General features: G+C 59.8%; 20 protein-coding genes. 9 read left to right on the top strand and 11 right to left on the bottom strand.

The features are described from left to right. The first annotated feature begins 37 nt into the window (after nucleotides 1–37). Together C8K14_RS17195 and C8K14_RS22460 are read left to right on the top strand one after the other, a co-directional pair. On the top strand, nucleotides 38–1,324 hold the full coding sequence (locus tag C8K14_RS17195; protein ID WP_107717871.1) for an AAA family ATPase: 1,287 nt from the start codon (nucleotides 38–40) through the stop codon (nucleotides 1,322–1,324). Beyond that, nucleotides 1,321–2,199: a hypothetical protein gene (locus tag C8K14_RS22460; protein ID WP_133726865.1), complete on the top strand. Its 879-nt coding sequence runs from the start codon at nucleotides 1,321–1,323 to the stop codon at nucleotides 2,197–2,199. The genes C8K14_RS17195 and C8K14_RS22460 overlap by 4 nt, the downstream gene beginning before the upstream one ends. A 318-nt stretch (nucleotides 2,200–2,517) precedes the next feature. Here C8K14_RS22460 and C8K14_RS17200 read toward each other — a convergent pair whose 3' ends face one another. Continuing rightward, nucleotides 2,518–3,429 carry a LysR family transcriptional regulator gene (locus tag C8K14_RS17200; protein ID WP_304593356.1) on the bottom strand — a complete coding sequence of 304 codons (912 nt, stop codon included), beginning with the start codon at nucleotides 3,427–3,429 and terminating at the stop codon, nucleotides 2,518–2,520. Between the two features lie 140 nt (nucleotides 3,430–3,569). Between C8K14_RS17200 and C8K14_RS17205 the strand changes: the two genes are divergently transcribed. Both C8K14_RS17205 and bla read left to right on the top strand, forming a co-directional pair. Further along, a complete protein-coding gene (locus C8K14_RS17205) occupies nucleotides 3,570–4,565 on the top strand; it encodes an alpha/beta hydrolase (RefSeq protein ID WP_199223768.1) in 996 nt (331 codons plus the stop codon). 165 nt (nucleotides 4,566–4,730) lie between these two features. Next, a complete protein-coding gene (bla, locus tag C8K14_RS17210) occupies nucleotides 4,731–5,504 on the top strand; it encodes a class A beta-lactamase (protein WP_199223769.1) in 774 nt (257 codons plus the stop codon). Between the two features lie 83 nt (nucleotides 5,505–5,587). On the opposite strand, the gene C8K14_RS17215 is transcribed toward bla, so the two are convergent. Next, entirely contained in the window at nucleotides 5,588–5,797 is a 210-nt protein-coding gene (locus tag C8K14_RS17215) for an AlpA family transcriptional regulator (RefSeq protein ID WP_107717875.1), read from the bottom strand. 573 nt (nucleotides 5,798–6,370) lie between these two features. On the opposite strand from C8K14_RS17215, the gene C8K14_RS17220 reads away from it, so the two are divergent. From C8K14_RS17220 to C8K14_RS17230, 3 genes are read left to right on the top strand one after another with little or no spacing between them, the layout of a single operon-like run. Next, the gene (locus C8K14_RS17220; RefSeq protein ID WP_166643367.1) at nucleotides 6,371–7,267 is read left to right on the top strand and encodes an ArdC family protein; all 897 of its coding nucleotides are present in this window, start codon (nucleotides 6,371–6,373) and stop codon (nucleotides 7,265–7,267) included. Beyond that, nucleotides 7,264–7,539, top strand: coding sequence for a sigma factor-like helix-turn-helix DNA-binding protein (locus C8K14_RS17225; protein WP_107717876.1), 276 nt, complete (start codon nucleotides 7,264–7,266; stop codon nucleotides 7,537–7,539). Before C8K14_RS17220 ends, C8K14_RS17225 begins: the two co-directional genes overlap by 4 nt. Nucleotides 7,540–7,599: 60 nt before the next feature. After that, nucleotides 7,600–8,529, top strand: a complete 930-nt coding sequence (locus tag C8K14_RS17230; RefSeq protein WP_107717877.1) for a nucleotidyltransferase and HEPN domain-containing protein — start codon at nucleotides 7,600–7,602, stop codon at nucleotides 8,527–8,529. 303 nt (nucleotides 8,530–8,832) lie between these two features. Here the strand turns inward: C8K14_RS17230 and C8K14_RS22465 are convergent, their stop codons facing one another. From C8K14_RS22465 to C8K14_RS17245, 5 genes are all read right to left on the bottom strand, one after another. Further along, a complete protein-coding gene (locus tag C8K14_RS22465) occupies nucleotides 8,833–10,383 on the bottom strand; it encodes a P-loop ATPase, Sll1717 family (RefSeq protein ID WP_133726866.1) in 1,551 nt (516 codons plus the stop codon). A 242-nt stretch (nucleotides 10,384–10,625) separates the two neighbouring features. After that, complete coding sequence (locus tag C8K14_RS17235) at nucleotides 10,626–11,267, bottom strand: GNAT family N-acetyltransferase (protein ID WP_233251127.1); 642 nt, start codon at nucleotides 11,265–11,267, stop codon at nucleotides 10,626–10,628. Between the two features lie 79 nt (nucleotides 11,268–11,346). After that, nucleotides 11,347–11,514 carry a DUF6771 family protein gene (locus C8K14_RS22920; RefSeq protein WP_166643368.1) on the bottom strand — a complete coding sequence of 56 codons (168 nt, stop codon included), beginning with the start codon at nucleotides 11,512–11,514 and terminating at the stop codon, nucleotides 11,347–11,349. 76 nt (nucleotides 11,515–11,590) lie between these two features. After that, a complete protein-coding gene (locus C8K14_RS17240) occupies nucleotides 11,591–11,806 on the bottom strand; it encodes a conjugal transfer protein TraD (protein ID WP_107717879.1) in 216 nt (71 codons plus the stop codon). Between the two features lie 16 nt (nucleotides 11,807–11,822). Beyond that, nucleotides 11,823–12,155 (bottom strand): conjugal transfer protein TraD, encoded by a 333-nt coding sequence (locus C8K14_RS17245; protein WP_107717881.1) that lies wholly within the window; start codon nucleotides 12,153–12,155, stop codon nucleotides 11,823–11,825. A 182-nt stretch (nucleotides 12,156–12,337) separates the two neighbouring features. On the opposite strand from C8K14_RS17245, the gene traA reads away from it, so the two are divergent. Together traA and C8K14_RS17255 are read left to right on the top strand one after the other, a co-directional pair. Continuing rightward, nucleotides 12,338–15,316, top strand: a complete 2,979-nt coding sequence (gene traA / locus C8K14_RS17250; protein ID WP_107717884.1) for a Ti-type conjugative transfer relaxase TraA — start codon at nucleotides 12,338–12,340, stop codon at nucleotides 15,314–15,316. Then, nucleotides 15,313–16,023 carry a DUF6118 family protein gene (locus C8K14_RS17255; RefSeq protein ID WP_107717886.1) on the top strand — a complete coding sequence of 237 codons (711 nt, stop codon included), beginning with the start codon at nucleotides 15,313–15,315 and terminating at the stop codon, nucleotides 16,021–16,023. Before traA ends, C8K14_RS17255 begins: the two co-directional genes overlap by 4 nt. Before the next feature lie 133 nt (nucleotides 16,024–16,156). Here C8K14_RS17255 and C8K14_RS17260 read toward each other — a convergent pair whose 3' ends face one another. From C8K14_RS17260 to hsdR, 4 genes are read right to left on the bottom strand one after another with little or no spacing between them, the layout of a single operon-like run. Further along, nucleotides 16,157–18,277, bottom strand: a complete 2,121-nt coding sequence (locus C8K14_RS17260) for a DUF262 domain-containing protein (protein WP_107717888.1) — start codon at nucleotides 18,275–18,277, stop codon at nucleotides 16,157–16,159. 15 nt (nucleotides 18,278–18,292) lie between these two features. Continuing rightward, the gene (locus C8K14_RS17265) at nucleotides 18,293–19,963 is read right to left on the bottom strand and encodes a restriction endonuclease subunit S (protein ID WP_107717890.1); all 1,671 of its coding nucleotides are present in this window, start codon (nucleotides 19,961–19,963) and stop codon (nucleotides 18,293–18,295) included. Further along, on the bottom strand, nucleotides 19,960–21,504 hold the full coding sequence (locus tag C8K14_RS17270; protein ID WP_233251128.1) for a class I SAM-dependent DNA methyltransferase: 1,545 nt from the start codon (nucleotides 21,502–21,504) through the stop codon (nucleotides 19,960–19,962). The genes C8K14_RS17265 and C8K14_RS17270 overlap by 4 nt, the downstream gene beginning before the upstream one ends. Next, nucleotides 21,434–23,926, bottom strand: coding sequence for an EcoAI/FtnUII family type I restriction enzme subunit R (hsdR, locus tag C8K14_RS17275; RefSeq protein ID WP_107717894.1), 2,493 nt, complete (start codon nucleotides 23,924–23,926; stop codon nucleotides 21,434–21,436). Before hsdR ends, C8K14_RS17270 begins: the two co-directional genes overlap by 71 nt. Between the last annotated feature and the right edge of the window lie 648 nt (nucleotides 23,927–24,574).

Raw genomic sequence — 24,574 nt, forward strand, 5'->3', positions numbered from 1 at the left:
CGAATTCCGCGTTGCGTTGCGAGGTAGGGCCATCCGTATGTATCTGATCAAGAGTGTGGCAATTGAGGGGTTCTGGGGCACGTACGATTTCGATGTTCCGCTGGACCCGGAGGTTACCTTCTTCATCGGGCAGAATGGCACTGGGAAGACGACCTTTATAAATCTGCTCGCCGCCGCGCTTACTGCAGACTTCAGAACACTGGACAGGATGCCCTTTAAAAAGATATCGATTTCGCTTCTTCCGAAGCAAAAGGACGATAAACCGTCTATAACAGTCACAAGGTCTGTGAAAAAGGGTAGTCCGTTCGAACTAATCGACTATCATATCGTTCCTGGTGGGGGAAATCAAAAAGAAGTCCGCTTTTCTCTTGATGATACAGAAGAGCAAATGATGTTACGGCGCTTGCATCGTGACCCTCATTATTTTGAATACTATCACAGGTTTAAAACTGGACTTCTGCCAGTATTGCAAGATTTGGTAAAAGTGAACTGGCTTTCTATTCATAGAATGTCGCCGCAGGACCGGCCTAGGGATGATCGCACCTTCGAGTCGAGCATTGACCAGAAAATTGAAGCACTTTCCAACGACCTAGTTCGGTATTTTGCAACCCTTTCTAAGCAAAAAGATGACAAAATAAGAGTTTTTCAAGAGTATATTTTCGTTTCTTTGATCGAACACAGGAGCGACATTGATCCGTTCGATGCGAGTAGATTGGAGCTTGTTCCGCAGTATAGCGAAGCTTTGCAAAATATATTCAAAGAATTGCATGTGCAGGGAGAGACAGGGAGGCTGTTGGCAGGCTTTGCCGAACGAGCAGTCGAAAACAAGGCGAAGTTGGCGAAAGATCCCCGTAGCGGCTTGGATTTTGATGAAATAATATTTCGTATCGGCCTATATCGGATTGAAGAGGTAGTTAGAAAGTGGGAGAATTTGCAGGCACAGCTTAAAGAAATTTTCAAGCAGCGCGACAGATTCCAATCCATAGCGGACGATCTATTTCAGAGAAAACGCATGTCGTTTTCTGAGAGCAATGAAATGATCTTTACCTCACGCAGTGGTACGTCGTTGACGCCGCAAATGCTTTCGAGCGGCGAAAAACAATTGCTCATCCTTATGAGCGAAGCTTTGTTGCAAAGGGAAATGCCAGCGATTTTTATCGCTGACGAGCCCGAACTATCTCTCCACGTATTGTGGCAGGAACGTCTCGTAAGTAGCTTGCGAGCGCTCAATCCTAACGCTCAAATTGTCTCTGCGACTCATTCTCCTGATATTGTCGGGCCGTTGATCGACAAGGCGATTGACATGGAGTCGTTGGTGAAATGACATTTACCCGAACGGCCAGTGCCCTGTACGGAATTCACCGATTTTTTGGCGTTGACCTTGTAGTATTCTGCGAAGGCGGAGCCTCGCGCTCTTACTCAGATGCCGTGAAGCTAGAGATTGGTCAGAGTACTCTCGATACATTATACTGGAGCTCCCTATTTGGCATTATAAATTTAGATAAGAGTGCTCACTTTAAATCTATTGGAAGCAAATCGACTATCAATTTGATTTGCCAAGATGTAGAGAGACTCGGGATCAATACAGTCACTATTTGCCGCGATTCTGACTATGACCGCGCTCTAGGTGTGGCCCCACAAGGGGCTCGCGTAGCGTGGAGTATGGGGTATAGTTGGGAAAGTGACGTGGTTGCGATTGAAGTAGTCGAAGCGCTCGCCTTCACTTTGGTCGGAACAGGGCCCGACGGTACGGCCATCGCCAGTCAACTTCGCGCGCGGTTTGCACGGCTTGAAGCCGATTTGCGGCGTTGGACAGAAATCGACGCTAGTTTATGCAAACGTGGTTGCGGTGCACTGTTTGATCGCCAAAAACCACTGTCGTCGATAGACATGTCCGATCCACCCTCGCTCAGGGTGCTGGCTTTGACTGCGAGACTTGTAGAAGCGGGTTACAATCGAAAGCCTCGAAAGGTTCTGACTGTCTCATCTGGTGAGGCACTTTCAACCTGCTTCGGCAAGCTAGTCAGTCGCGCAATTTATCAAACGTTTGTTCGTGTAATCGCACAATTTGTCCAAGTTAGAATTGAATATGAGCTCTTTATGCGACTTGCGATTAGTGAGACTTTCCGGGCGTTGGATGCCGGACGCCTACCGAGATTTCAACAGCATATCGGTAGCCAAGTTCACGCTTTTACATAACGGGAATGGCCAATCACTTTCTGATCGACCATCCGGACGATGCTGCCATGCGAGGCCGATCGAGCGAACGCAATGTGTCGGGTTTTGGCGAAGAACTTGCCACTGAACACGCCTCGCGGGAGCGACCAATAAGTCCCAAAACTCCGCCTTGGCTTTTGAATGTAAAAGGGTGCGGCCTGAGCTATCTGTCGATGGTGAAGGCTAAAAGGTTCCCGCGCAACCTATTGAATTTTCCCATCTTGGTCGCAGTAGCAGTCGCGTGGCAGTTCAGCACGCCACGTCTGATCGGGTAGTGTGGAAGAAACCATCCTGCTTGATTTATCTTGATGGATCGCAATACTCGGCCGTCTCCCCCACCAACCAATCGCGGAAGGAGATCAACGCTGCTGTCGGTTCCCGACTACGTAATCGTGCGAGCCAGTAAGAGCCGGTCGAAACGGCCAGCGTAAACGGCTGGATTAGCCATCCACCCTGCAGTTCGGCCTCGAACATTTCCAGCGGTAGAATGGCGACCCCGAACCCGCGCATCGCGGCCTGTGCCATGAGGGCCGAGGAGTCGAACACCGGGCCGGACAGGCGCTGGTCAGGTAGACCTGCGGCGGCAAGCCAGGTTAGCCAGTCCTGACCGCGATAGGAGCGCAGGAGCGTCGTATCCCTGAGATCGGCCGGCGCGTGAAGATGCTCGGCGACCGCCGGCGAACAGAGCGGGGACAGGGACGCCTGCATCAGATGCGTCGCTTCGAGGCCCCGCCACGCACCGTCACCAAAGCAGATCGCGCAGTCGAGGCTTTCTCCTGCAACATCGACCCGGTTGTTGTTGGTCAGCAGTCGCAAGTCGACAAACGGATGCAGTTGTCTGAAGCGCTCCATGCGTGGCAGCAGCCAGCCCAGCGCGAAGGTGCCAACGGCACTGACGGTCAACACCTCCTGGCGCACCCCGCGATCGAAGCGATCGATCAACCCTGTCACTTGCTCGAAAGCCGCATTCAGCGTGGGGAAGAGCGCCAATCCCTCATCCGTGACGGCAAGCCCGCGCGACGTGCGGCGAAACAGCTTGACGCCCAACCGGTCCTCCAGAGCCTTCACCTGATGACTGACTGCACTTTGCGTCACGCCGAGCTCGTTGGCCGCGCTGGTGAACGACAAGTGCCGCGCGGCGCTCTCGAACGCGCGCAGGCCGTTGAGAGACACTGGCCAGGCGCCGCCATGAGAAATTCTCTTGTCCGACACGATTTATGATCCTTTGCTAGTCAAGCATCCTGCCAATATCATTTCCTTTATCGCGGACCGGCAGCGTTTCGCCATGAGATTTTATGCACCGTCGCGCGCCTGCCGAGCCGCTGTCGTTCAGGGTGTTGACGGAGACGGGCATGAGCCGATTGAACATCGTACGGCTTTTGGCGCTGGCAGGTGCCGTCTGTATTTGCGCAAGTTCGGCTATCGCGCAGCAAGGCAAGCAGACTTCGCCCCCCGATGGCGCCATCGACAAGGTCGAAATCTGGCAGGCTCCGGCAGGATCGCAGCAAATCAACATCTGGCCGGGCGCCGTTCCTGACGGAACTTTCCGGCCCCAGCCCGCCGAAACCGTCAGGACGTACCACGACGCTGCGGCAACTGGTGGTAAGTCACAGGTCGTAATGAACATCGCAGTTCCGACGATGACCATCATCTCGCCCAAGAAGCCGAGGACCAAGACGGCGGTCATTGTCTTTCCGGGGGGTGGCTTCCAGAAAGTCTTCGTCGGCATGGAGGGCACGGAGTTATGCGATTGGCTGACGGCCAAGGGCGTTACTTGCATCGTCTCCAAATACCGCGCGCCCGGTGGAAACGACTTCTACGATGCGGAGAAAGACCGCCAGATCACGCCGAAAATTCCCCGCGCCTTGCAGGACGCCCAGCGCACTATCCGCCTGGTGCGCTCAAAAGCCACGGAACTGGGTATCGATCCCCACCACATCGGCGTGCTGGGCATGTCTGCGGGCGGCTATCTGGTTGCGCAAACCAGCAACATCCTTGCGCCGACCTACCGCCCGATCGATGCCATCGACAGGATCAGCAGCCGACCGGACTTCGCTATCGCGCTCTATCCAGGGCATATTTGCAGAGATCACGGAGCGTTTGATCCAAAGCTGCCCGTGTCCAAAGCCGCGCCCCCGCAATTCATCGTCCAGGCCTGGGACGACGAGATCGATCCCGTCTGCAACAGCCTGATGTATGCGTCCGCACTCAATAAGGCCGGTGTCCCCACCGAATTGCACCTGTTCGCGCGTGGGGGACATGCTTTTGCTCTCCGCCATCCGAATGACCCGGTCGGCAAGTGGCCGGAACTGGTCGAGCTGTGGCTCAGGCAAATCAACATGCTTTAGCTCCGGCTCCACGACCAGCGCCTTCGCGGCACGGCGCTGGCACCCTGCCCGCCTCGCCATGGACAAAGGCTTTCGACCATGAACTTTACAAGACGATCCATTGCCTTGGGCATGCCGGCGCTGCCGTGCTGGCCCGCTCTCGCCCGGTGCGCCAGCGCCGATCCAATGGCCGAGTATGAACGCACGACCGGAGGGCGGATCGGCGTCCATGCCTTGAACGTCACGACCGGCCAGACACTTACATGGCGTGCGGACGAGCGCTTTATCATGTGCAGTTCCTACAAGGCATCGCTTGCGGCGTTCGTGCTGGCTCGGGTCGACCGCGGCGAAGAGAAGTTGGACGCTCTCGTGCCCTATACCGCGCAGGATACGCTCGGGTTGTGGGGGCCCATCGCAAAGGAAAACCTCGCCAAGGGCGCGATGACAGTCGCAGCGATGTGCAAGGCCGCTGTGGAAATCAGTGATGGGGTGTGTGCCAACATGCTGATGGCGCGGTCAGGTGGCCCCGCTGCGCTGACAGCGTTCCTGCGCTCCATTGGCGATACGAGGACGCGGGTCGACCATTTCGAGCCAGCGCTCGACCGAGTGCCGTCAGGCGGGCCTGATGACTCGACAACGCCGGCGGCGATGGCCAGCACGCTCCAGAAGGTGGTCTTGGGCGATGTGCTGGCAGCCCGATCGAAGGGGTTGCTCACGCGCTGGCTGATCGGCAATCAGACCAACCCCCGATTGCGCGGCGGGCTGCCCCAAAGCTGGCGGATCGCCAACAAGACTGGGCACAGTGGCCAGGATATGGCTGGCGACATTGCCGTCGCTTGGCCCCATCCTGAATTGCCGATCGTCATCGCGGTTTATACCCGTGGAGGAAGACCCACCGAGGCGCAGTTCGACAAGGCCTTTGCCGGCATCGGCAGACTTGTCGCATCCACACTGGTCTGACATCGCGCGGCACTCGGTGAGGCCGCGCTCAGACAGAATACCTGCGCGTGTCTCGCTAGCGAAGTCCGCAACAGGGCGCGCTCCTATCGCGCTTCGTCGACCTCGTAGAACATCGGGTTGCGCATCCATTCACGGATAGCGGATTCCCGCCAGCCGGTGCAGCGCATGGCGATGCGGACCTGCTTGGGAAACGTCCCCGCCTGGATTTTGCGATAGAGAGTAGCGCGGGTCAGGCCGGTGCGATCGAGCACGGCATTGAGACGCAGGATGCGGTCCGGGGGCTGGTCGGTCATGGCTTGGTCTTTCTGTGCTGTGGTTGGTTTCCTTGCTCCTTCGCTGTGAGATTTGCCGGTCTGTGGTCGGCGTCAAGAGTGCCAAAAACGGTGCCAAAGCACTGAATCTACGCCTGATCACGCCAGCACCGCCGATTGAACGCCAAGGTACGAAAAGAAATTTTGAGGGTCGTGCAGATTGTGTCTCAGGCCGTCTCGGTCTGACCGCGCTCTCCTTCCGCTGCGCTCCAGCCGAGCCGGCTGCGCCGTCTCGTCGGCAGTGCCGGTGCGATCGCTGACACCTGGCCCGGCCTCGCTGGCCGGTCCTGTCGGTCCGCCTGTGGCTCCCCTCCGATTGTCGCCGCGCTTTGGGTGCGCGGCGGCGTTTGCCTCGGCTCCAGGGTGACGGGGGGCGTCACGGCCCTGTAGCCCCGCCGCGACGGGGTGCAACCCGGCCCGCTGCGCGGGTCCGGGTGCTCCACGTTGTTGCGCCCTGCGGTGCACCCCGCCGCTGACAGCGGGGCTCTTGGTCCGCTCCTGCCGCCCCCCGCCACCCCGGCGCCGGGCCATGGCGGTTTAAGGAGCTTGAAGATCATGAGCACCGTGAACACGAGCGAACGCCAGTCCCTCTATTCCGAGGTGACCTACCGCATCATTGCCGAACTCGAAGCCGGGCGCCTGCCCTGGGTGCAGCCGTGGGACGCCAGCCGCTGTCCTTGCACGCTGCCCCACAATGCCGGTTCGGGCCGGACCTATTCCGGGATCAATGTTCTGATTCTCTGGACCGCTGCGATCGAGCAGGGCTTTTCCTCGCAGCGCTGGCTGACCTATCGCCAGGCCGAGGCCGCCGGGGGCCATGTCAGGCGCGGCGAGAAGGGCACGGTGGTCTGCTGTGCCGATCGCTTCACCCCGCGCGCGGAAGCCGCCAAGGCCAGGGACGAAGACCGCGAAGCGCGCACAGTGGCCTTTCTCAAGCGCTTTACCGTGTTCAACCTCGACCAGTGCGAGGGCTTGCCCGAGGACATGATTGCCCCGGTGGCGCCGATCGCGCCCGAGCTGGCGATTGCCGGCGCTGATCGCGTGATCCAGAACAGCGGGGTGACCTTCCGCATCGGCGGCGGGGAAGCGTTCTATTCGCCCACCCATGACGTGGTGCAGGTGCCGCCCCAGGCTGCCTTCCTCGAGCCGATCAACTGGTTTCGCACGGCCCTGCACGAACTGGGCCATGCTACCGGCCACAAGAGCCGGCTGGATCGTGACCAGACCGGAGAGTTCGGCTCTGCGTCCTATGCAAAAGAGGAACTTGTCGCGGAAATGGCCAGTGCCTTTGCTTGTGCCGCGCTGGGCATTGTTCCGACCGTGCGGCATTCCGACTACATCGGGGCCTGGCTCGAAGTGCTGTGCGCCGATGAGAAGGCGATTTTCCGCGCCGCCAGTGCGGCCAGCAAGGCGGCCGGCTTCCTCCTGGCCTGTGGGGAGGACCGGCCATGAACCGGCCTCTCCCGCCCGAATGGGGCTCGCCCGTTCTACCGACCCTGTCGCCACGCGCGTTCTGGCGGCGTGGCCAGCGTGGTCTGCGCCGGATGACCAAGCGGCAGCGGGCGATCTTCGCAGCCGTGCGCTTTGAGGGCGCCAGCTATGCCGAGCTGGCCCAGCGCTACGGCATCAGTGTCGAGGCGGTGCAGGCCGAGCTGGCCAAGGCCCTCTCCACGCTGACCCGCGCGGTCTATGGGCACTGGTGGCAGCGCTGGTGGCCGTGGTGAAAAATTCAGGCCGCCCGATGACTTGCCATCGGGCGGCCATCGCGACAGGGTGCCGATGTCATGCGCAGCGATCTCGACCATCTTCCCGCTAACAAGCAGCGCGAGCTGGAGCGCGTGGTGCAGATCGTCTTCGAGGAATTCGAGGACGCGCTGGCCCTGGCCTCGCACGAGTGGAAGAAGAAGGGCCGCATTCTCAAGGTCATTCTCTATGGCAGCTATGCGCGCGGCGGCTGGGTTGATGAGCCCCACACCGCCAAGGGCTACCAGTCGGACTATGACCTGCTGATCATCGTCAACGACAACCGCCTGACCGACCGGGTGAAGTACTGGGCCAAGGTCGATGACCGGTTGATGCGCGAGTACGGCATTGCCGGCACGATCAAGACGCCTGTCAATTTCATCGTCCACACCCTGCAGGAGGTGAACGACGGGCTGGCTCATGGGCGCTATTTCTTCATGGACGTGGCACGCGATGGCATCGCGCTTTACCAGAGCGACGACACCGAACTGCACCAGCCCAAGCCCAAGACGCCGCATGCGGCGCTGGCCATGGCGAAGGAGTATTTTGAGGAGTGGTTTCCTAGCGCGGCTGGCAGGTTAGACACCGCCAAATACACGTTGTCGCAGGGCAGGCTGAAAGAGTCTGCATTCGACATGCATCAAGCTACGGAATTCCTCTACCATTGCGTGCTGCTGGTCGTGACCTTCTACACGCCACACGTCCACAATCTGGCGTTTTTGCGTACCCAGGCCGAACGGCTGGACGTTCGTCTCGTCCACGTCTGGCCCAGCGACAACCGCAAGCAGCGGGCGATGTTCGAGAAGTTGAAGGAAGCCTACGTCAAGGCGCGCTATTCCAAGCACTACCGGATCACCGAAGAGGAACTGGCCTGGCTGGGCGAGCAGGTCGAGGAACTCGGCTGCGTCGTTCATGCCATCTGTTCCGAGCGCATCGCCCAGCTGGAAGCGACAGCGCGACAAGCGGGGTGAGGAATAACCGGCGTGTCGATCTCCATGGCCTAACGGCTTTAGCCCTTGTGGTCCGGGTCTGGGACAAAACGGCCGTTCGCGAGCCCGCCGGGAACGGCAGGTCCTAATCAAAGACCTGCCATTCCTGAAGCACTGTTATTCGATTCTCGGACTGCTCGCGACTGGCGGGTAGACGAATGTCAGATTCTTATCCAAAATGTGAGTATAGTTGCTATTCGTATGATGCATTTTATCAACCACGAGCGTTCCATCATGTTGTTTTACTGAAACCGCTCGTTATTAGAGTTCACATCGTCAACATTATCATGCCGGTCGCTTGCGAGTTTTTACTGAACGTCGCTTGACAGCAAGGCCCGTCAACTTCTGGTTTTCAGCCTGCACGCTTATCAGAAAGTCCCGATACACGGTGTTAACCTCCCATAGCACCTTCTGAAGGTCATTCCATCGCGGCTTAACGACGAACATTGGGTCATCATATGGGTCCAAATGGCGATATTTTTCATTTATACCGTCACTAGCACGAGCATTCAAAACGCCATTAAGGTAAAAGAATCGCCAGAGCTCAAAGACATCTGCCTCCTTTTGCTGACTTAGACTAATGCCATAGAGGCTTACGCTAAATCTTGTAAGAATAGATTTTAGATGATTAAGCGCTAGCTGAGATGACATCGTGAAGCCGCCTGAGTCGTACTCTACTGAAGCGAATGAACGCACAATCTCCAACGCTTGAGGGCACTCGCGCTTGACTTCCTTGGCGAACTCTTGCGCCACAGACTCAGAAAATGCGGGCATGACAGACTGAAAAACCTGCTCGTCAATGAGCGCCTTGCCTTCTCGTTTGGCTTTGTCGATGCACTCGCTTACCAACTGAATGGCGTCGCGTGGCCGCTCTCGTGAACGAACTGCTATCAAATCTGGCCACGAGCGCCATTCTTCACTATAAGGTGCACGCGCCGACCGACCTTCAAAAAAAACTTCGTAAGGGTCGCTGTGCATGTTTGATCCAATGGCGGCAAGGCTGACGCGACGAGAAACGATCGCTTCCACGTCCTTTCGTTGGGACTTCAATCTAACAATGAGCTGTTTGAAGTGATCTGTCTGATCACGCTGACCTGCGTCATCAACCTTGAGTCTTTCCCAAATTTCAGTGCGGAGGCTAACGATTGCCTTCAGTTCTGGGATTGATGTCGCAAGTCGCCTAACTGCAAGGATCAGAGCCCAGATTCGGTTTAAATGGGTCGGCTGATCGGGGCTCCCTATCTGATCAGTGTCATCTAGCAAAAGATAGAAAGACTTTGTGCCTAGGACCCGTCCAACAGCTTGTTCAAGCTCTGAGCGCGTCTGCGAGGTGAGGTGCGGAAAAGCTGCATTAAGGTCGATCTTGATGAGCGGCTTGGCAGCGGATGCGATGAATTTGCCCATCCTTCCAAAAAAATCCGGCGAGCGGGCGCCAACGTTCACTGCTTCTCGATAGAGGTCAGCCTGATCTCCGTCGAACCAACCCGTTCCATCCTCGGCAAGTTTTGTGGCGATCGCACTGACGAGGATGCTTTGGAAAATTCGTACCAAGTCGCCTGTTGATGCGCCACTCGGCAAGCCTGTTGTGTCGAAATCGACGGGTGTAAGTAGAATCGCCGGTATTTTTTGCTGCTGCGAAATACGCAGAGTAAAGTCGAGAATGGCGCTCTTCCCGCTCCCCTTTGGTCCAACCAATAGGTGGGGGTTTCCCGCCGGCGGAGCTATCGCATCTGAAAACTCATCGACGTAGACGAAGCACCGTTCCAATAACGCCTTCTCACCCTCTGCCGTACCGGCCCGAAACCACTCTTTCAGCTTCGTGAGATTGTCCGTCATAATGCCTTTGCGCCACCCACTGCTACGTCGCCTACCGCTTACACTGCTCGACCGGCGCGCTCCAGTAAGAAATATTGTCGGCTTTCGTGAGCAGGAAATTTGCGATTGAATGGCAAGATTGGGCGCGTCACCGAACGGCAGCTGTCAAACTTACGAAGGACCGGTTTCAGCGCAAGCCGTCATTGCGGCGCCCGCACCGGAACGGCTTGAGTTGGTCGCCAGCTGCCCCTCGGCAGAGCGGCTCACGTTATTACAATCGAAGCGCTGGCGTAGGACGCGATCTTCCCCCATCCCAGCGTTTCGTAGAGTGCCCGACCGTCGTCAGTGGCGACCAGCAATTCGACACTGTGGGGATCGCTTCTAGCCTCGTGCAGGGTCTGCATGAGGACATGACCCAAGCCTTTGCGGCGGTGCTCTGCCTCGGTCACAATTCGGTCGTAGACGAACACGCCATCGGTCTCGGTACCGTAGCCGCTGGCGGCCAAGATGCCGGTGGCTGTGACAATGCGGACCGACGTCACGGGGCCAGACTGCTCGACCGCGATAGCGTATCCGTCCGCGAGTTGTCGGCGCGGGATTATGCCATTCGCACGCATCACGTGGCTGGGCGCATGAATGGCCCAGTGTGCTGGCAGTGCGGCACGCAAGGCCTCCGATGGTTCACAGACCTTCAGGAACTGGCGCGGCTGATGGATCGTGCGGGCAAGCTCCTTGAGCCCATCACTGATGCACGGAAACACCCAGCGAACAGTCTCAGCTTCCGATCCGGTATCGACGCGGAGGCCGCCATGATCTGGCACTGGCATGGGCAACCCACGCGCCAGCGATCGCGCGGCGAGCCAAGCATGCAGCAGGTGCGGATCAAGGTCTTCGCTGTTCATCATGCCTCGCACGTCGAATTGTGCCTTTCGGGATAGCCATGCCGTGGAGGTCAGCCAGTCCGCTTGGTATTGTCGCTGGGCGTCAATCGGCTGCCTTGTTGACCTCATCAAGTGCATCGACGAGCATTGCTGCTAACGCCTCTTCTGCGCGGGCACGGGCCGCCGGATCCTTGGCGGCCAGATCGTTGCGAAGCCACTGCGGTGCGCGTTCGATGACGCCGAGAATGCGGGTCTTGGTCTTGTCGTCCATGCATGTCCCTATGGCGACGCGGCTGGCGCGGGGCAATGCGCTGGCGACGGGTTGTGGAACGCGTGTTGCCCGCTGCTCAGTCTTTGTCGTCGGCATCGGCAAATGCCCGCTGTCCCCGTCGCCTCCACAGCGTGAGTTGGTTGCCGGTCTCGTCGGTGCTCAGCTTCGCCGCTGCCTCGACCAGCAGCCCGAGGATCACGGCGCGATCATCATCGGTCAGTTCGACGAGGCCCGCTTTGGCAATCAGCCCGCCCAGCTCGATCAATTGTCGCGTCCGCTCGCGCCGCTTCACCTGCCAGGCCCTCGTGTCATGCCGCGCCTGTTGCAGGGCCAGGCGATGGTGGGCGCTGATCGTGCGGCGCTGCTGGTTGCGCGTTGTTGCCAGTGCCTGTGCCAGGCGCGCGTTCGACCCGCTCGCCAGAAAAGAACGCGGCGCCGCGTTTGCGCCATGCCTCCCGTCGTTGTGGATCGGTGATGCTGGCAATCGACAGCAACGCGCCGGCCAGCTCCTCAATGGGCATTGCATCGGCGCCAGTCGCTTCAACCAGTTCGCCAAGCTGGCTCTGCTTGCGTGCCTTGAGTTGCCTGGCCTTGGCGGTGAGAGCCTTGAGGTCCTCGTCATAGTTGCGGGGCTTGCGCATGGTGTTGGTTCCGTGACGGCGGTCTGTTGTGCCGCGAGGCCTCCCAGTTATCGGCCTTGACGATCAATGCCAATTCCCTGAAACCTCATGGGATTCCGCCGTCCCGAGAATGATGAAATCTTTTGAGGGCGCGCTTATACGTCGTGCTGACGTGCGCTTTTAGGCGTATCTGGTGTGTCGCCATGGCGATCTACCACTTCTCGGCCAAAGTTGTTTCGCGCGGTGGCGGCTCGAGCGCCGTGGCCGCGGCGGCCTATCGCTCGGCCGATCGACTCTATGATGAGCAGCTCGACCGGCACCACGATTTCTCCAACAAGACCGGCGTCGTGCACAGCGAAGTCATGCTGCCCGAGGGCGCGCCGGAAGAATGGCGCGACCGGGCGAAGCTGTGGAACGATGTCGAAGCGGTCGAAGTGCGCAAGGACGCGCAGCTCGCCCGCGAGATCGAGTTCGCCATTCCTCGCGAGATGAACCAGGCCGATGGCATCCAATTGGCGCGGGACTTTGTGCAGAAGGAGTTCGTCGACCGGGGCATGGTGGCCGATCTCAATGTGCACTGGGATGTCGGACCAGACGGCCTCGCCAAACCGCATGCCCATGTGATGTTGGGGATGCGCGAAATTGGCGAGAACGGCTTCGGCGCCAAGGTGCGCGAGTGGAACAGGACGGAGCTCTTGACCCGCTGGCGCGAAGCCTGGGCCGAGCACGTCAATGGTCGGCTGGCCCAGCTCGATATCGACGCACGGATCGATCACCGCAGCCTGGAGGCGCAGGGCATCGATCTCGAGCCGCAGAACAAGATCGGCCCGGCCGCCGCGCGCATGGCGCAGGAAGGCCTGGTGCGCGAACGGCTGGAAGAGCATTTTGCCATCGCCCGGAGCAATGGCGAGAAGATCCTCGAAAACCCCGGCATCGCGCTTGATGCCATCACCCACCAACAGGCGACTTTCACGTCGCGCGACCTTGCCACGTTCGTGCACCGGCACAGCGAAGGGAAAGATCAGTTCGACGCCGTGCTGGCGGCGGTGCGGGGCTCGCCCGATCTGGTCCGACTGGGACCTGACGGGCGCGGCGAAGAGCGCTTTACCTCGCGCGCCATGCTCGAGACCGAACAGCGGCTGGAGATGGCCACGGCGAGGCTCGACGCAGAACGCTACCATGGCGTGCCGGCGCGTCATCTGAATGCCGCGCTGGATCGCGCTGAAACGCGCGGCCTGGTGCTGTCGGTCGAGCAGCGCCATGCGCTCGCGCATGTCACCGGCGGTAGCGGTATTGCCAGCGTGATCGGCTATGCCGGCACCGGCAAGAGCGCGATGCTCGGTGTGGCGCGCGAGGCCTGGGAGAAAGCCGGCTACGATGTGCGTGGCATTGCGCTGTCCGGTATTGCCGCCGAGAATCTGGAAAACGGTTCGGGCATTGCCTCGCGCACCATTGCCAGTCTCGAGCACCAGTGGGCGCAGGGACGCGAGACCCTGAGGCCCAATTCCATCCTGGTGATCGACGAAGCCGGGATGATCGGCACGCGCCAGATGGAACGCGTGGTCAGCGAGGCAGAGAAGCAAGGCGCCAAGGTCGTGCTGGTTGGCGATCCGCAGCAGCTCCAGGCGATTGAAGCCGGCGCGGCCTTCCGCAGCATGGCCGAGCGGCATGGCGCTGTAGAGATCACCGAAGTGCGCCGGCAGGCCGAGGAGTGGCAGCGCGAGGCCACGCGGCAGCTGGCCACCGGCCGGACGGGCGAAGCCATCAAAGCCTATCATGCCGCCGGGATGGTGGTCGAATCACGTACCCGCGAATCGGCGCGCGATGCGCTGATCGGGCGCTGGGATGCCGATCGGCAGGCCCATCCCGAGGCCAGCCGGCTTATTCTCACCCATACCAATGCAGAATGCGATGAACTGAATGCGCAGGCCCGGGATCGCCTGCGCGATCATGGCACGCTGGGTGCCGATGTGGCGGTCGAGACCACCCGCGGCATGCGCTTGTTTGCCGAGCAGGACCGCATCATGTTCCTGCGCAACGAACGCGAACTGGGTGTGAAGAATGGCATGTTGGGCACCATCGAGCGGGTTGATCGCACCGGCATGGCGGTGCGGCTCGACGATGGCCGCGCCGTGGCGTTCGACCACAAGGACTATGCCGACCTCACCCATGGCTACGCGGCCACGGTGCACAAGGCGCAAGGGGCGACGCTTGACCGGGTGCATGTCCTGGCCACGCCAGGGCTCGATCGCCATGGCGCCTATGTCGCGCTCTCGCGACATCGCGATCATGTCGAGTTGCATTCCGCCAAGGCTGACTTTGCCGACCGCGAGCGGCTGGCCGCGCTGCTGTCGCGCGACCGGTCCAAGGACATGGCGCGGGATTATGCCGAACAGGAGCACGAACAGCGAGAACGCAAAGCCGAGCCGGCGCTACAGCCACCAGCCAACGCAGAGCAAACCGAACGCAAGGGTCGCTTTGCCGGGCTGCGGCTCAGCGTGCCCAGCTTTGCCAGGCCGCTTGCCCAGGATCAGCAGGCACAGCGCGATCCAACGAAACCGGCCCTGGCAGCCGCCCAGCAGATCCAGACCAGGCCCAGCCTCGAGCAGGCGGTCGAGCGCTATGCCCGCGCCACGGCGGAGATCGACCGCATGACCAGACAGCAGCTCCCCGCGCTCGAATACCAGAAGACCGCGCAGGCCCGCGCCGCCCAGGCGCTCGATGCCCTACCCGGCGGCAGCGCGCGCGATCTCGACACCGCCTTCCAGCGCAATCCGAGCCTCATGGTTGAGGCCTCCATCGGCCGCACCGCCAATGCCATCGGCGCCATGAAGCTCGAAGCCAAGCTTCGCGCCAATCCCGAATTGCGCGCCGAGCACTTCGTTCAGTCCTGGCAGCAGCTTCAGGACCAGCGTGGCCGTCTCACCGGCCCCAACAACCGCGAGGCGCGCGAGCAGGTGGAAAGCCAGATGCGCGCCATGGCCAAGGGCCTGGAGAAGGACCACGAACTGGGCAGTGCACTCAGCAAGCGTGGTAACCAGCTGATCGGCAAGCAATGGTCGCGGGAATGGTTGCCGGGCGTCAGTGGCCATGACATCAGCGAAGCGGCGAGGACCAGGTCGATCGCCCAGCAACTGACCCACTCGCTCGAGCGCGGGCGGGACCGGGGGATGGGGCTGTGACCAACAATTCCGCCAGCCGCGCGAACGCCCAGGCCGACCTCGACCGTCCGGAAGTGGCGTTCGAGGCGATGACCCACAAGCTTGCTGCCCTTGTTGCGGCTGTCGAAGGCTTTGCCGCCCGGCAGCAGGAACTGCACAGCCGCGATTACACCGAGGATCTGGCCCGCATCCATGCCTGCCAGGACGACGCGGCGGCCGCGCTCGAGACGCTGGCCAGCAGTCCCGCGCTGCAGCTGACGCCTGAGAGCATTGCCGGCCAGATCTATCATGCCACGGCCAGGGCCAGTGAAGTTGAACGACAGCACTTCGGCGCCGCGCGGATTGATCTGGATCGCACCGTCCTCACGATCAACGACATCGTGCAATCCATCCTGAGGGGGCTTCAGCAACTGCGCTGGCTGGGTGTCGCAGCGGCCATCGGCGTGATGACGGGCTTCCTGCTGGGTTGGATTGTTCCGGACTTCGTTGACCGGGCGGTGCCAGAAGGCTGGCATTGGCCGGAGGAGCGTGCCGCCAGCCTGCTCCAGCGCGATGGCTGGGCGGCTGGGGAGCGGATGCTGCAGGTGTCCGATCCGCAGAGGTGGCGGGCGTTGCGGGAAGCTGCCAGCGTTTGGGCGAGCAATGCCAAGGCGTTGGAGGACTGCCAGCGGCGTGCGGCGAAGGTCGGAAAGGGCGTGAGCTGCTCAATCACGGTGAGTGACTCTTAAACCACTGCCGCCTTTAGCTTGGTTTAGTCTCGAAATAAGTGAGGCTGGAAAATCCCTCGAGCCGACCCACAGAATTCAGAAACGTCAGCGATCCCAATTCCGGGGCCGTAAATCTACGACAGGCAACGTGAATTTATCCAACGGCGCTTGGCAAGAGCCTCCATTCAGCGGCAGGCATCCAGCTGCCGTCTGAAATGCCAATGTACCAGTCATTCCAACCATTTCTATGCGTCGAGGTGACAGCCCTGGAGGCGGCTGAGAACGAATAGTATTGTCCATCGACGCCGTCGATCACCAGCGCGCCATCCACAACCATACCTATGTAGTCCTTCCCCATGTAAGTGAAGCGGCACTGCGTACCGTTGGTGGGGAATGGCGTTGGGAGAACGGTCCAGCTTGCGCCCTCGCCCAACCCCGGAATTTCGGCGCGCTGCGGGGCAGTCCACAGCTTCGCTGCCACACCGAATAACGCCGCGCCGCGCTCTTCGATGGAAGCCTCGCTCCACGTTTCATAGGCCATGATTTCCCGGTTCAATGCCAAGGCAGTATTCGCCTTGATCGCCGCCAGCTTGTCCAAGAGCGGGCCATTCGAGATCGTCGCGTTCAGGGCCTGGGTCAGCAAAGTGAGGTTGCCGATGGCGTTCACGGCAGTCTCGCGGGCGCGGATCTGGCTGACAAGTTCGGGGCCATATTGGTCTTCGGTCAACCCGATCATTTCCGGAATCGGCCACGATGCCTGCCATTTTTGCGGCATGATATGCTCGATGGTCAGCGCCGACCGGATCACGATATCTTCGTTCAGCGATGTCCGCTTGGCCCGCTCAATAGCTTCGAAAATGTACCGCAGCCGGGGCTGCCGCGCAGACTTGTATTGTTCACGCATGATCCAGCTGTGCCGCCATTCGGCATCGTCCGGCCAACGATCCAGGTCTGCCGTCCGGCTCGACAAGTAGGCGATCAGTTCGTCAACCTTGTCACCCTCGCAATCGCGCAGCCGCGTCACCAGTCCCACGAAGAACCGGTTGTAATTCTTCGTCGTCAGGCCGCAAATGTCGCGCCGCAGGATATAGCTTTCCAGCACGGCGAAAGCCTCGGCCAGCCGCGCGGCAACGCTTGGCTCCGTCGCCAGATAGATGGCCAGCGGCATCGCGGTGGAAACATCGAAGGCATCCGCCATCTGGCCAAACCGCCCGACCGGATCGCCATCGCGTGGTGCAAACAGCCGATGCTCGACGGCCGCAGTCGCCGAAATCGACTCGAGTTCCTCTGCCACCGTCGCGAAGGGCGAGCGATTGAGGATCCACTTGCGGTAATCGGCAAACAGCCCCTCGATCGAAACAATATCCCCCACATGCATGGCGAGGTGGTCGGTCAGCATCCAGTCCAGCCGGGTGCGGGTCTGCCGCCCGCGCGAGGCCTGCTGCGTCCAGAACGCGCGATCAAGCGGCAGCCAGTGCTTTTCATAGAGCTTGTCGATGGTGAGCGAGCCGGCGCTTTGGCCCAGGCCCTTGGCGCGCTGGAAGATGAAATTGCGCAGCAGGTCGGCAGGCGACAGCGGCACACCGCGGCTGTTGAGCGTTTCGAAGATGGTCTGCGGATCGTCCCCACCCTCCAGCTCGATGGATACGACGGCCAGCCCATCCTTCAGCGCCTCGAACAGAACCTGCAAGCGGGTTTCGTCAAAGGCACCGTTAACGGTGAGGTGCCGGATGATGCGGTTGCGGAACGAGCCATGCGCCGCCGTGGCCAGCTTGCCCACCAGTTCGTCCCCTTCGGCAAGGCCGGCGATGCCGGACAGATCGGCGGCCGGGTCGATCAGGTGGACGAAGGCACGGCGGTCGGTGATCGAGGGCCAGAGCTTGTAGCGCTCCTCGTCCGGGCGCTCCATCACCCCGTCGTTGAGCAGATACTTGGCGATTTCCTGCGCGTAGGGCGATCCATGCTCTGCCGCGACATCGCGCAAGGCGGCCAGCAGGAGCTGGAAGGTGGTGAGCCGCTGTTGGCCGTCGATGACCTCGAACGCCTGCACCTGCGCCCCATAGGTCTTGACCTGGTTGATCACGATCGCGCCCATGAAGTGCGGGATCAAGCTGGAGCGATCGGTCTCGATCCGGGCAACGGCGCGTTCGATGTCTTCCCACAGCAGACCAAGCTGCGGGTCGTCGCGCCAGGAATATTGCCGCTGATACAGCGGGATCAGGTAGCGGCGCTTGCCGTCGAACAGGCCGATGATCGAGCGGGTATAGGGCTTCATCTGGGCGTGATCCGATCAGGCAGGTTCGAGGGCATGGTGAAGCACGGCTCCCAGCAGGCGCGAGCGGGTTTGTTCGCCTGTGAGGAGGCTGGTTTCGAGTTCGTCGCACAGGGCCATCAGTTCATCGACCTTGGCGACGATGCGGTGCTGTTCGGCAAGCGGAGGCAAGGGGATCGGATAGGCCCGCACTGTGGACATATTGACTCTAGGCGCGGCACCGCCAGTTGTGCAGGCTTTCGCGATTGACGTGATAAAGGGCGAATTGAGGACTAATTCCAGAAAATCAGTGCGTGTTTCCGCACCAGCGCGAATGAGCATCAGTCGCTGTCCAAGGCAAAGCCGGATGCCCGGTGGAACTCGACAGGCAATTCCCAAGATGCCGCCTTCCCGGCTGTAGAGAATGTCCCCCGCGACCGGTTCCAACCTCTCGACGCGTTCGACATACTCTTCCAGACTTACGTAGCGAGGCGCTGACAAATCCAAAGCACCGGGACGAAGCTGGTTCGTCCGGATGCAGATTTCGCCCTCCTCCTTCCATTTCGGCGTCGTGTGCGGGCAATCAACAATGTTTTCCGACAGTTGCGCCAGTGGCGCGACCTGCCATCCACTCGGCAACACAATCGTTTTGCTGAATTCTGCGAACACCGCTGGATCAATGCCGCTGGCGGCGGAAAATTGCCGAAGCGGCGGCACTTCTGAGATTATGTCAGATGCATTCTGCTCCACCAGTTTGCCGCGCACGGCGAGGTTGAGGATGGTTTGGCGCAGTTGTTTGATCTGGTCGGCGCGGGTGGTGAGTGGGGCGAGGTTGGCCAGTGCGAAGCGGGCGTCTTCACCGAAGGTTTCGGGATCGGGGGTGTTGAGTTTGGTCAAGGTGGACAGCGTGAAAGTGTCGCGCGCTGCCTCGCGCTCTGCCCGCGCCGCCTCAAGCTGATCGCACAGTGCCATCAACTCATCGACTTTGGCGACGATGCGGCGCTGCTCAGCAAGCGGTGGCAGCGGAATGAGGATGTTTGAAAGGGATTGCCTGTTCAGGGTGGCCCCTTTGATTGCCCCTTTTGTGTCACCTGCCCTCGCCAGCTCAGGAAGTGACATGAACAGATACCCATCCAAAGCGCTAACGTGGGGATGGATCGATATGATGGCCTCGTTATGGAACGCGGGCACACCTAGGCGGGCAATCTTGCCGATGGTAAGCTTAAAACTCATCACTATAGTGCCGACCGGTTCGGGTTCGGACTTAAAAATGTTTTTCTGAGCAATCTCGCTTACAGTTTCCTTTGTCTGCTCGATTGTGCCGCCATCTTCCATGTCGGCAATGCTCACCCAAGCATGATCGCCTGTATTCCAGTATGACAAATCATTCCGCGCAGGGGTGCGCCCTGCATAGAATTCAACGATTTCAGCAAATCTGACCCACAGCCAACCGCACGGCAGTCTATAAGGCATGTGTTGAGGCTCTACTGCAGGAAGCTCGGTTCTCGTCCTGATCGTCCCCGCCTTGACCAACCGTGCTCTCTCGGCGGCAATCCGCTTCAACAGTTCCGACGCCGGTTCGTCAGACGCATCTTGCTCCACCAGCTTACCGCGCACGGCAAGGTCCAGCACGAACCGCCGCAACCGGACGATGGCATCGGGCGCGTCGGCAATGCGCGCATAGTGGTCCAGCAATAGCGCGGCGTTCATCGGGCCAGCGCCTCGGCCAGAATAGCCTTAAGCTGGTCGCGCAGGTCCGTCGTTTTCGCCTCGGCCTGATCCAGTGCAGCCAGCAGTTCGGCGGGATCGCCATGATCGGCTTCGACGCTATGCGGGTTCTTGAAATCGAGATTATAGCCGCGCGACTTCACCTCATCGAGGCTGACCTTCCATGCCTGCGGGCTTTCCTCGCGGCCCTTGCGCTCCGCGCCGCCCCACCATTCCACGCATGAGGCGAAATGCTCGACGCGGATTGGCCTCGTCATCGAATATGCCTTTTGCCCCTCCGGCACCTGATGTTCGTAGAACCAGATGTCCTTGGTCGGCTCGCCCTTTTCAAAGAAAAGCAGGTTGGTGCCGATGGAGGCGTAGGGCTTGAACACGGAGTTGGGCAGGCGCACGATGGTGTGGAGGTTGCACTCTTCGAGCAGCGCCTCCTTCAACCGGGTTTTCACGCCTTCGCCAAACAGGCTGCCATCCGGCAAGACGATGGCCGCCACGCCGCCCTTGCGCAGCAGGCGGATAAACAGGGCCAGGAACAGGTCTGCCGTCTCGCGCGTGCGGAAATGCTGGGGGAAGTTGCTTTCGATGCCATCCTCTTCCTTGCCACCGAAGGGCGGGTTGGTAAGGATCACATCGACGCGGTCTTTCTTCTCCCACGCAATGTAGGGCCGGGCCAGGGTGTTGTCGTGGCGCACGAAGCTGGGATCTTCGATGCCGTGCAGCAGCATATTGGTGACGCAGAGCATGTGCGGCAGCGGCTTCTTTTCCACCGCGCGCAAGGAGGCCTGCATCAGCGCCTCGTCCTCGGGCCGCTTCACATAGCGCTCGCGCATGTGCTTCATCGCGCAGGTGAGGAAGCCGCCCGTGCCGCAGGAGGGGTCGAAGATGATCTCGCCAGGCTTGGGGTCAATGCGGTCCACCATGAACGCGGTGACGGCGCGGGGGGTATAGTATTCCCCGGCGTTGCCAGCCGATTGCAGGTCGTTGAGCAGTTGCTCGTAAACGTCGCCGAAGTGCTGGCGCTCTGACAGGTTGTTGAAGTCGATGCCGTTGATCTTGTTGACCACCTGTCGCAGCAGTTGGCCGGATTTCATGTAGTTGTAGGCGTCCTCGAACACGTCGCGCACCACGCGGCGCCGATTGCTCAATGGGTCGCCGGGCTGGCCGCTGGGCTTCAAGCCCTTCATCGCCGGGAACAACTGCTCGTTGATGAAGGCGAGCAGCGCATCGCCGGTCAGCCCTTCGGGGTCGGCGGCCCAGTTGCGCCACTGGAACTGCGCAGGAATTGGAGACTGGTAGGCGTTGCGCGTGAGTTCGAGATCCAGATCCTGATCGTCGATGATCTTCAGGAAAAACAGCCAGCAAAGCTGGCTGATACGCTGGGCATCGCCGTCGACGCCGCTGTCCTTGCGCATAATGTCTTGAATGGATTTGACCAAAGTCCGAACCGACATAAATTCAAGCAACTTCCTGATAAAGTTCGTTTTGTAACGCGTGTACCGCCTCTTCGAAGCCAGCCTTGCCGCCAAACGCCGTGATCAGCTGGACGGGGGTGCCAAGCGTGTTCAGCGGCGGGATACGCAGCACGTTGGTGTCGTCAAGATTGAGCACGCCGTCGTCGGCATACTTATCCAGCAATGCGCGCAGCACCGTGCGGGCCTGGTCGCCATATCGAGCGAAAACGTCGCGCTTTTGCACATTGTCGGCGCGCTCGCGCCGGGTCAGCGGCTTGCGATCGAAGGCGATGTGGCAAATCAGGTCAAACGGATCGAGGTCCTTGCCCAGTTCGTCGGCAATGACATCGAGCGCCAGGCCTTCGGCGGCGAGTTCATCGACCAGGGCCTGCTTGCGCTCAGTGCAGTTCCAGCGGGTGAGGAAATCGTCCAGGCTGGCGAAGTGCTTGCGCAAAGCCTTCTTGGTGTAGTCGCGCAAGGATTCGGTGACGAGCTTGCCGCTTTCGTCAAGGTATTCCACGCGCTCGGCCACGATCTGGACGGACACACCATCGACATAGGTTTTCCCGCGCCGGCCGCCGTCATCGTTGATGGTGATGTCAGGCGGCTCGCCGCCGTCGATGATGGTTTCCTCATCGTCAGGGGCGCCCGTCTGATCGTCAGGTGCGTGATCGTCGTCGGGATCTGCGGTGGTGCCATCATCGGGCGGTGACATGGGATCATCCTCGCCCGGCTCGTAAATCTGCACGGGTTCGCCGTCAAAATCCGGATCGGCGAAATGGTTGGTGGCGCCCCGGAAATCCATCAAGGTGAAGAAGAACTTGCGCGTATCCTCGTGTACCCGGGTGCCGCGTCCCACGATCTGCTTGAACTCGGTCATCGAGCCCACTTCCCGATCCAGCACGATCAGGCGGCAGGTCTGGGCATCAACGCCTGTGGATAGCAGGCGTGATGTCGTGACGAGCACCGGATAGCGACTTTCCGGATCGATGAAGTTGCCGAGTTGCGCCTGTCCCTCGGGATCGTTGCCGGTAATGCGCATGACATAGCGCGAACTCTCGGCCACAAGGTCGGCATTCTCGTTGATCAGGGCCTGCCGCATGCGGGCGGCGTGTTCCTGATCGACGCAGAACACGATGGTTTTCTGATAGCGGTCACCGCTTTCCTTGAGAAACTCCGAGACCTTGCGTGCTACCAGCTTGGTGCGGTCATCCAGCACCAGCGTCCGATCGAAATCGCGGACGTTGTAGATGCGGTCCTCGACTTCGTTGCCGTCGCGGTCCAGTTGGCCTTTCTCGGGGCGATAGCCCTGGATGTCGCGGTCAACGTGAACCTTGATCACCTTGTAGGGCGCGAGGAAGCCGTCACGGATGCCCTGTTTCAGGGAATAGCTGAAAACCGGCTGGCCAAAATAATGGATATTGGAAGCGTACGTGGTTTCCTTGGGGGTGGCGGTGAGGCCGATCTGCGTCGCTTCCGAAAAGTGCTCCAGGATTTCGCGCCAAGCACTGTCTTCGGCAGCGCTGCCGCGGTGGCATTCGTCGATAACGATAAGGTCGAAAAAGCCGGGCGAGAACTCCTTGAACAGCTTTTGTCGCTCCTCCGGCCCGGTGATCGCCTGATAGAGGCCAAGGTAAATCTCGTAGGCCGTGTCGATGCGGCGCTTTTTATCAGACCTTTTCTTGTCGACTGTAACCGCCGTCGTCAGGTCGATCTTGCTACCGTCCTCGCGTTCGATGGTTTTGGCATGGGTCGAAAGCTTGGCCATGGCCGGCCCAAACGGCCGAAAATCATTCACCATGGTCTGGTCGACCAGCACGTTGCGGTCGGCAAGGAACAGAATGCGCTTCTTGTGTCCGCCCTTCCACAGGCGCCAGATAATCTGGAATGCGGTATAGGTCTTGCCCGTCCCCGTCGCCATCACGAGCAAAATTCGGTTCTGACCGGTGGCAATGGCCTCTATTGTCGAATTGACGGCGTTGACCTGATAATAGCGCGGCTGCTTGCCGCTGCCATCGTCGTAGCAATCCTCGAGTACGATCTCCTCGCCTTGCGGCGTCAGGCCCTTCCAGGCCGCATAGCGGCGCCACAGGTTCTCTGGTGATGGGAAGCCATCGAGAGGCAACGTGGTTTCTACAGTCTCGTCCCGGCCGGTGCGGTCGTGGAATACGAAGCCGTCGCCGTTCGATGAAAAGACGAAAGGGATATCCAATGTTTCGGCATATTCCAGAGCCTGTTGCATTCCGGCGCCGATCGGCTGCGTATTGTCCTTCGCTTCAATCAGGGCGAGCGGAATATTAGGCTTGTAGTAAAGAATATAATCGGCGCGCTTCCCTTTGCCACGCGCCACCAGCTTGCCGCGAACGATGATGCGCCCTTTGGTAAAGCTGACCTCTTCCCGGATTTGCATCATCTCGTCCCAACCTGCCGATTTGATGGCAGGCGTGATGAATTTGGTGCAAATGTCGCGTTCGCTAAGCGCTTGTTTGTCGAGCATTCGGTCCATCCAGTTTCGTGGACCTTACGGTGCAGGCTTTGCCGACGCCAGCAAGATTCGGAAATCTCTCAATTGCCCGCCATGCCAACCTACCGGTCCGGTGGCTACAACAAGCGAGTGCCCGCCCATGGTTGAGCGGCGCCCTCGGCTACGAGTTCGCGATGTGGCGGGGCTAACGCTGCCAAGGCGCGACAAGGTTGCTCTGGGTGCCCCAATTCCCGCATCACTCCGGCCAGCATTTCCGAGCAGTTTGAGCCCTGCACGTTTTTGTCTGCGCAAAGCGCCGACAGCAGTGTAAGAACCAGACCACGCGAAAGGGTCATTAACCTAGAATTGGCTTCAAAAACGCCCCCTTACAAAGGCAAAAGTTGCGTCTTGTGGGGAATTGGCGTATGGTCCTTTTGAAAGTTTAGCCAATTCATAGCGTTATTGGACAAAAACTGGTCCTGTAAGCGCACCACGGGTTTCTTCCCAGAAAACTTCAATGCATTGATTTGGCCATATTTTCGGGCGATTTTGTCTTCCGGATGCTCTCGCTTTGCGCCAGAATTTCGCACCACGGTTTACGCCAGGTTGGGGCATTTCCGGGGAAAACGGGAGCCTAGCAAAAGGCGTTGCCGCCAAATAGGCACGTTTGCTGCTGTGGCT

This window comes from Novosphingobium sp. GV079 (genome assembly GCF_003058045.1).
Classification (GTDB): domain Bacteria; phylum Pseudomonadota; class Alphaproteobacteria; order Sphingomonadales; family Sphingomonadaceae; genus Novosphingobium; species Novosphingobium capsulatum.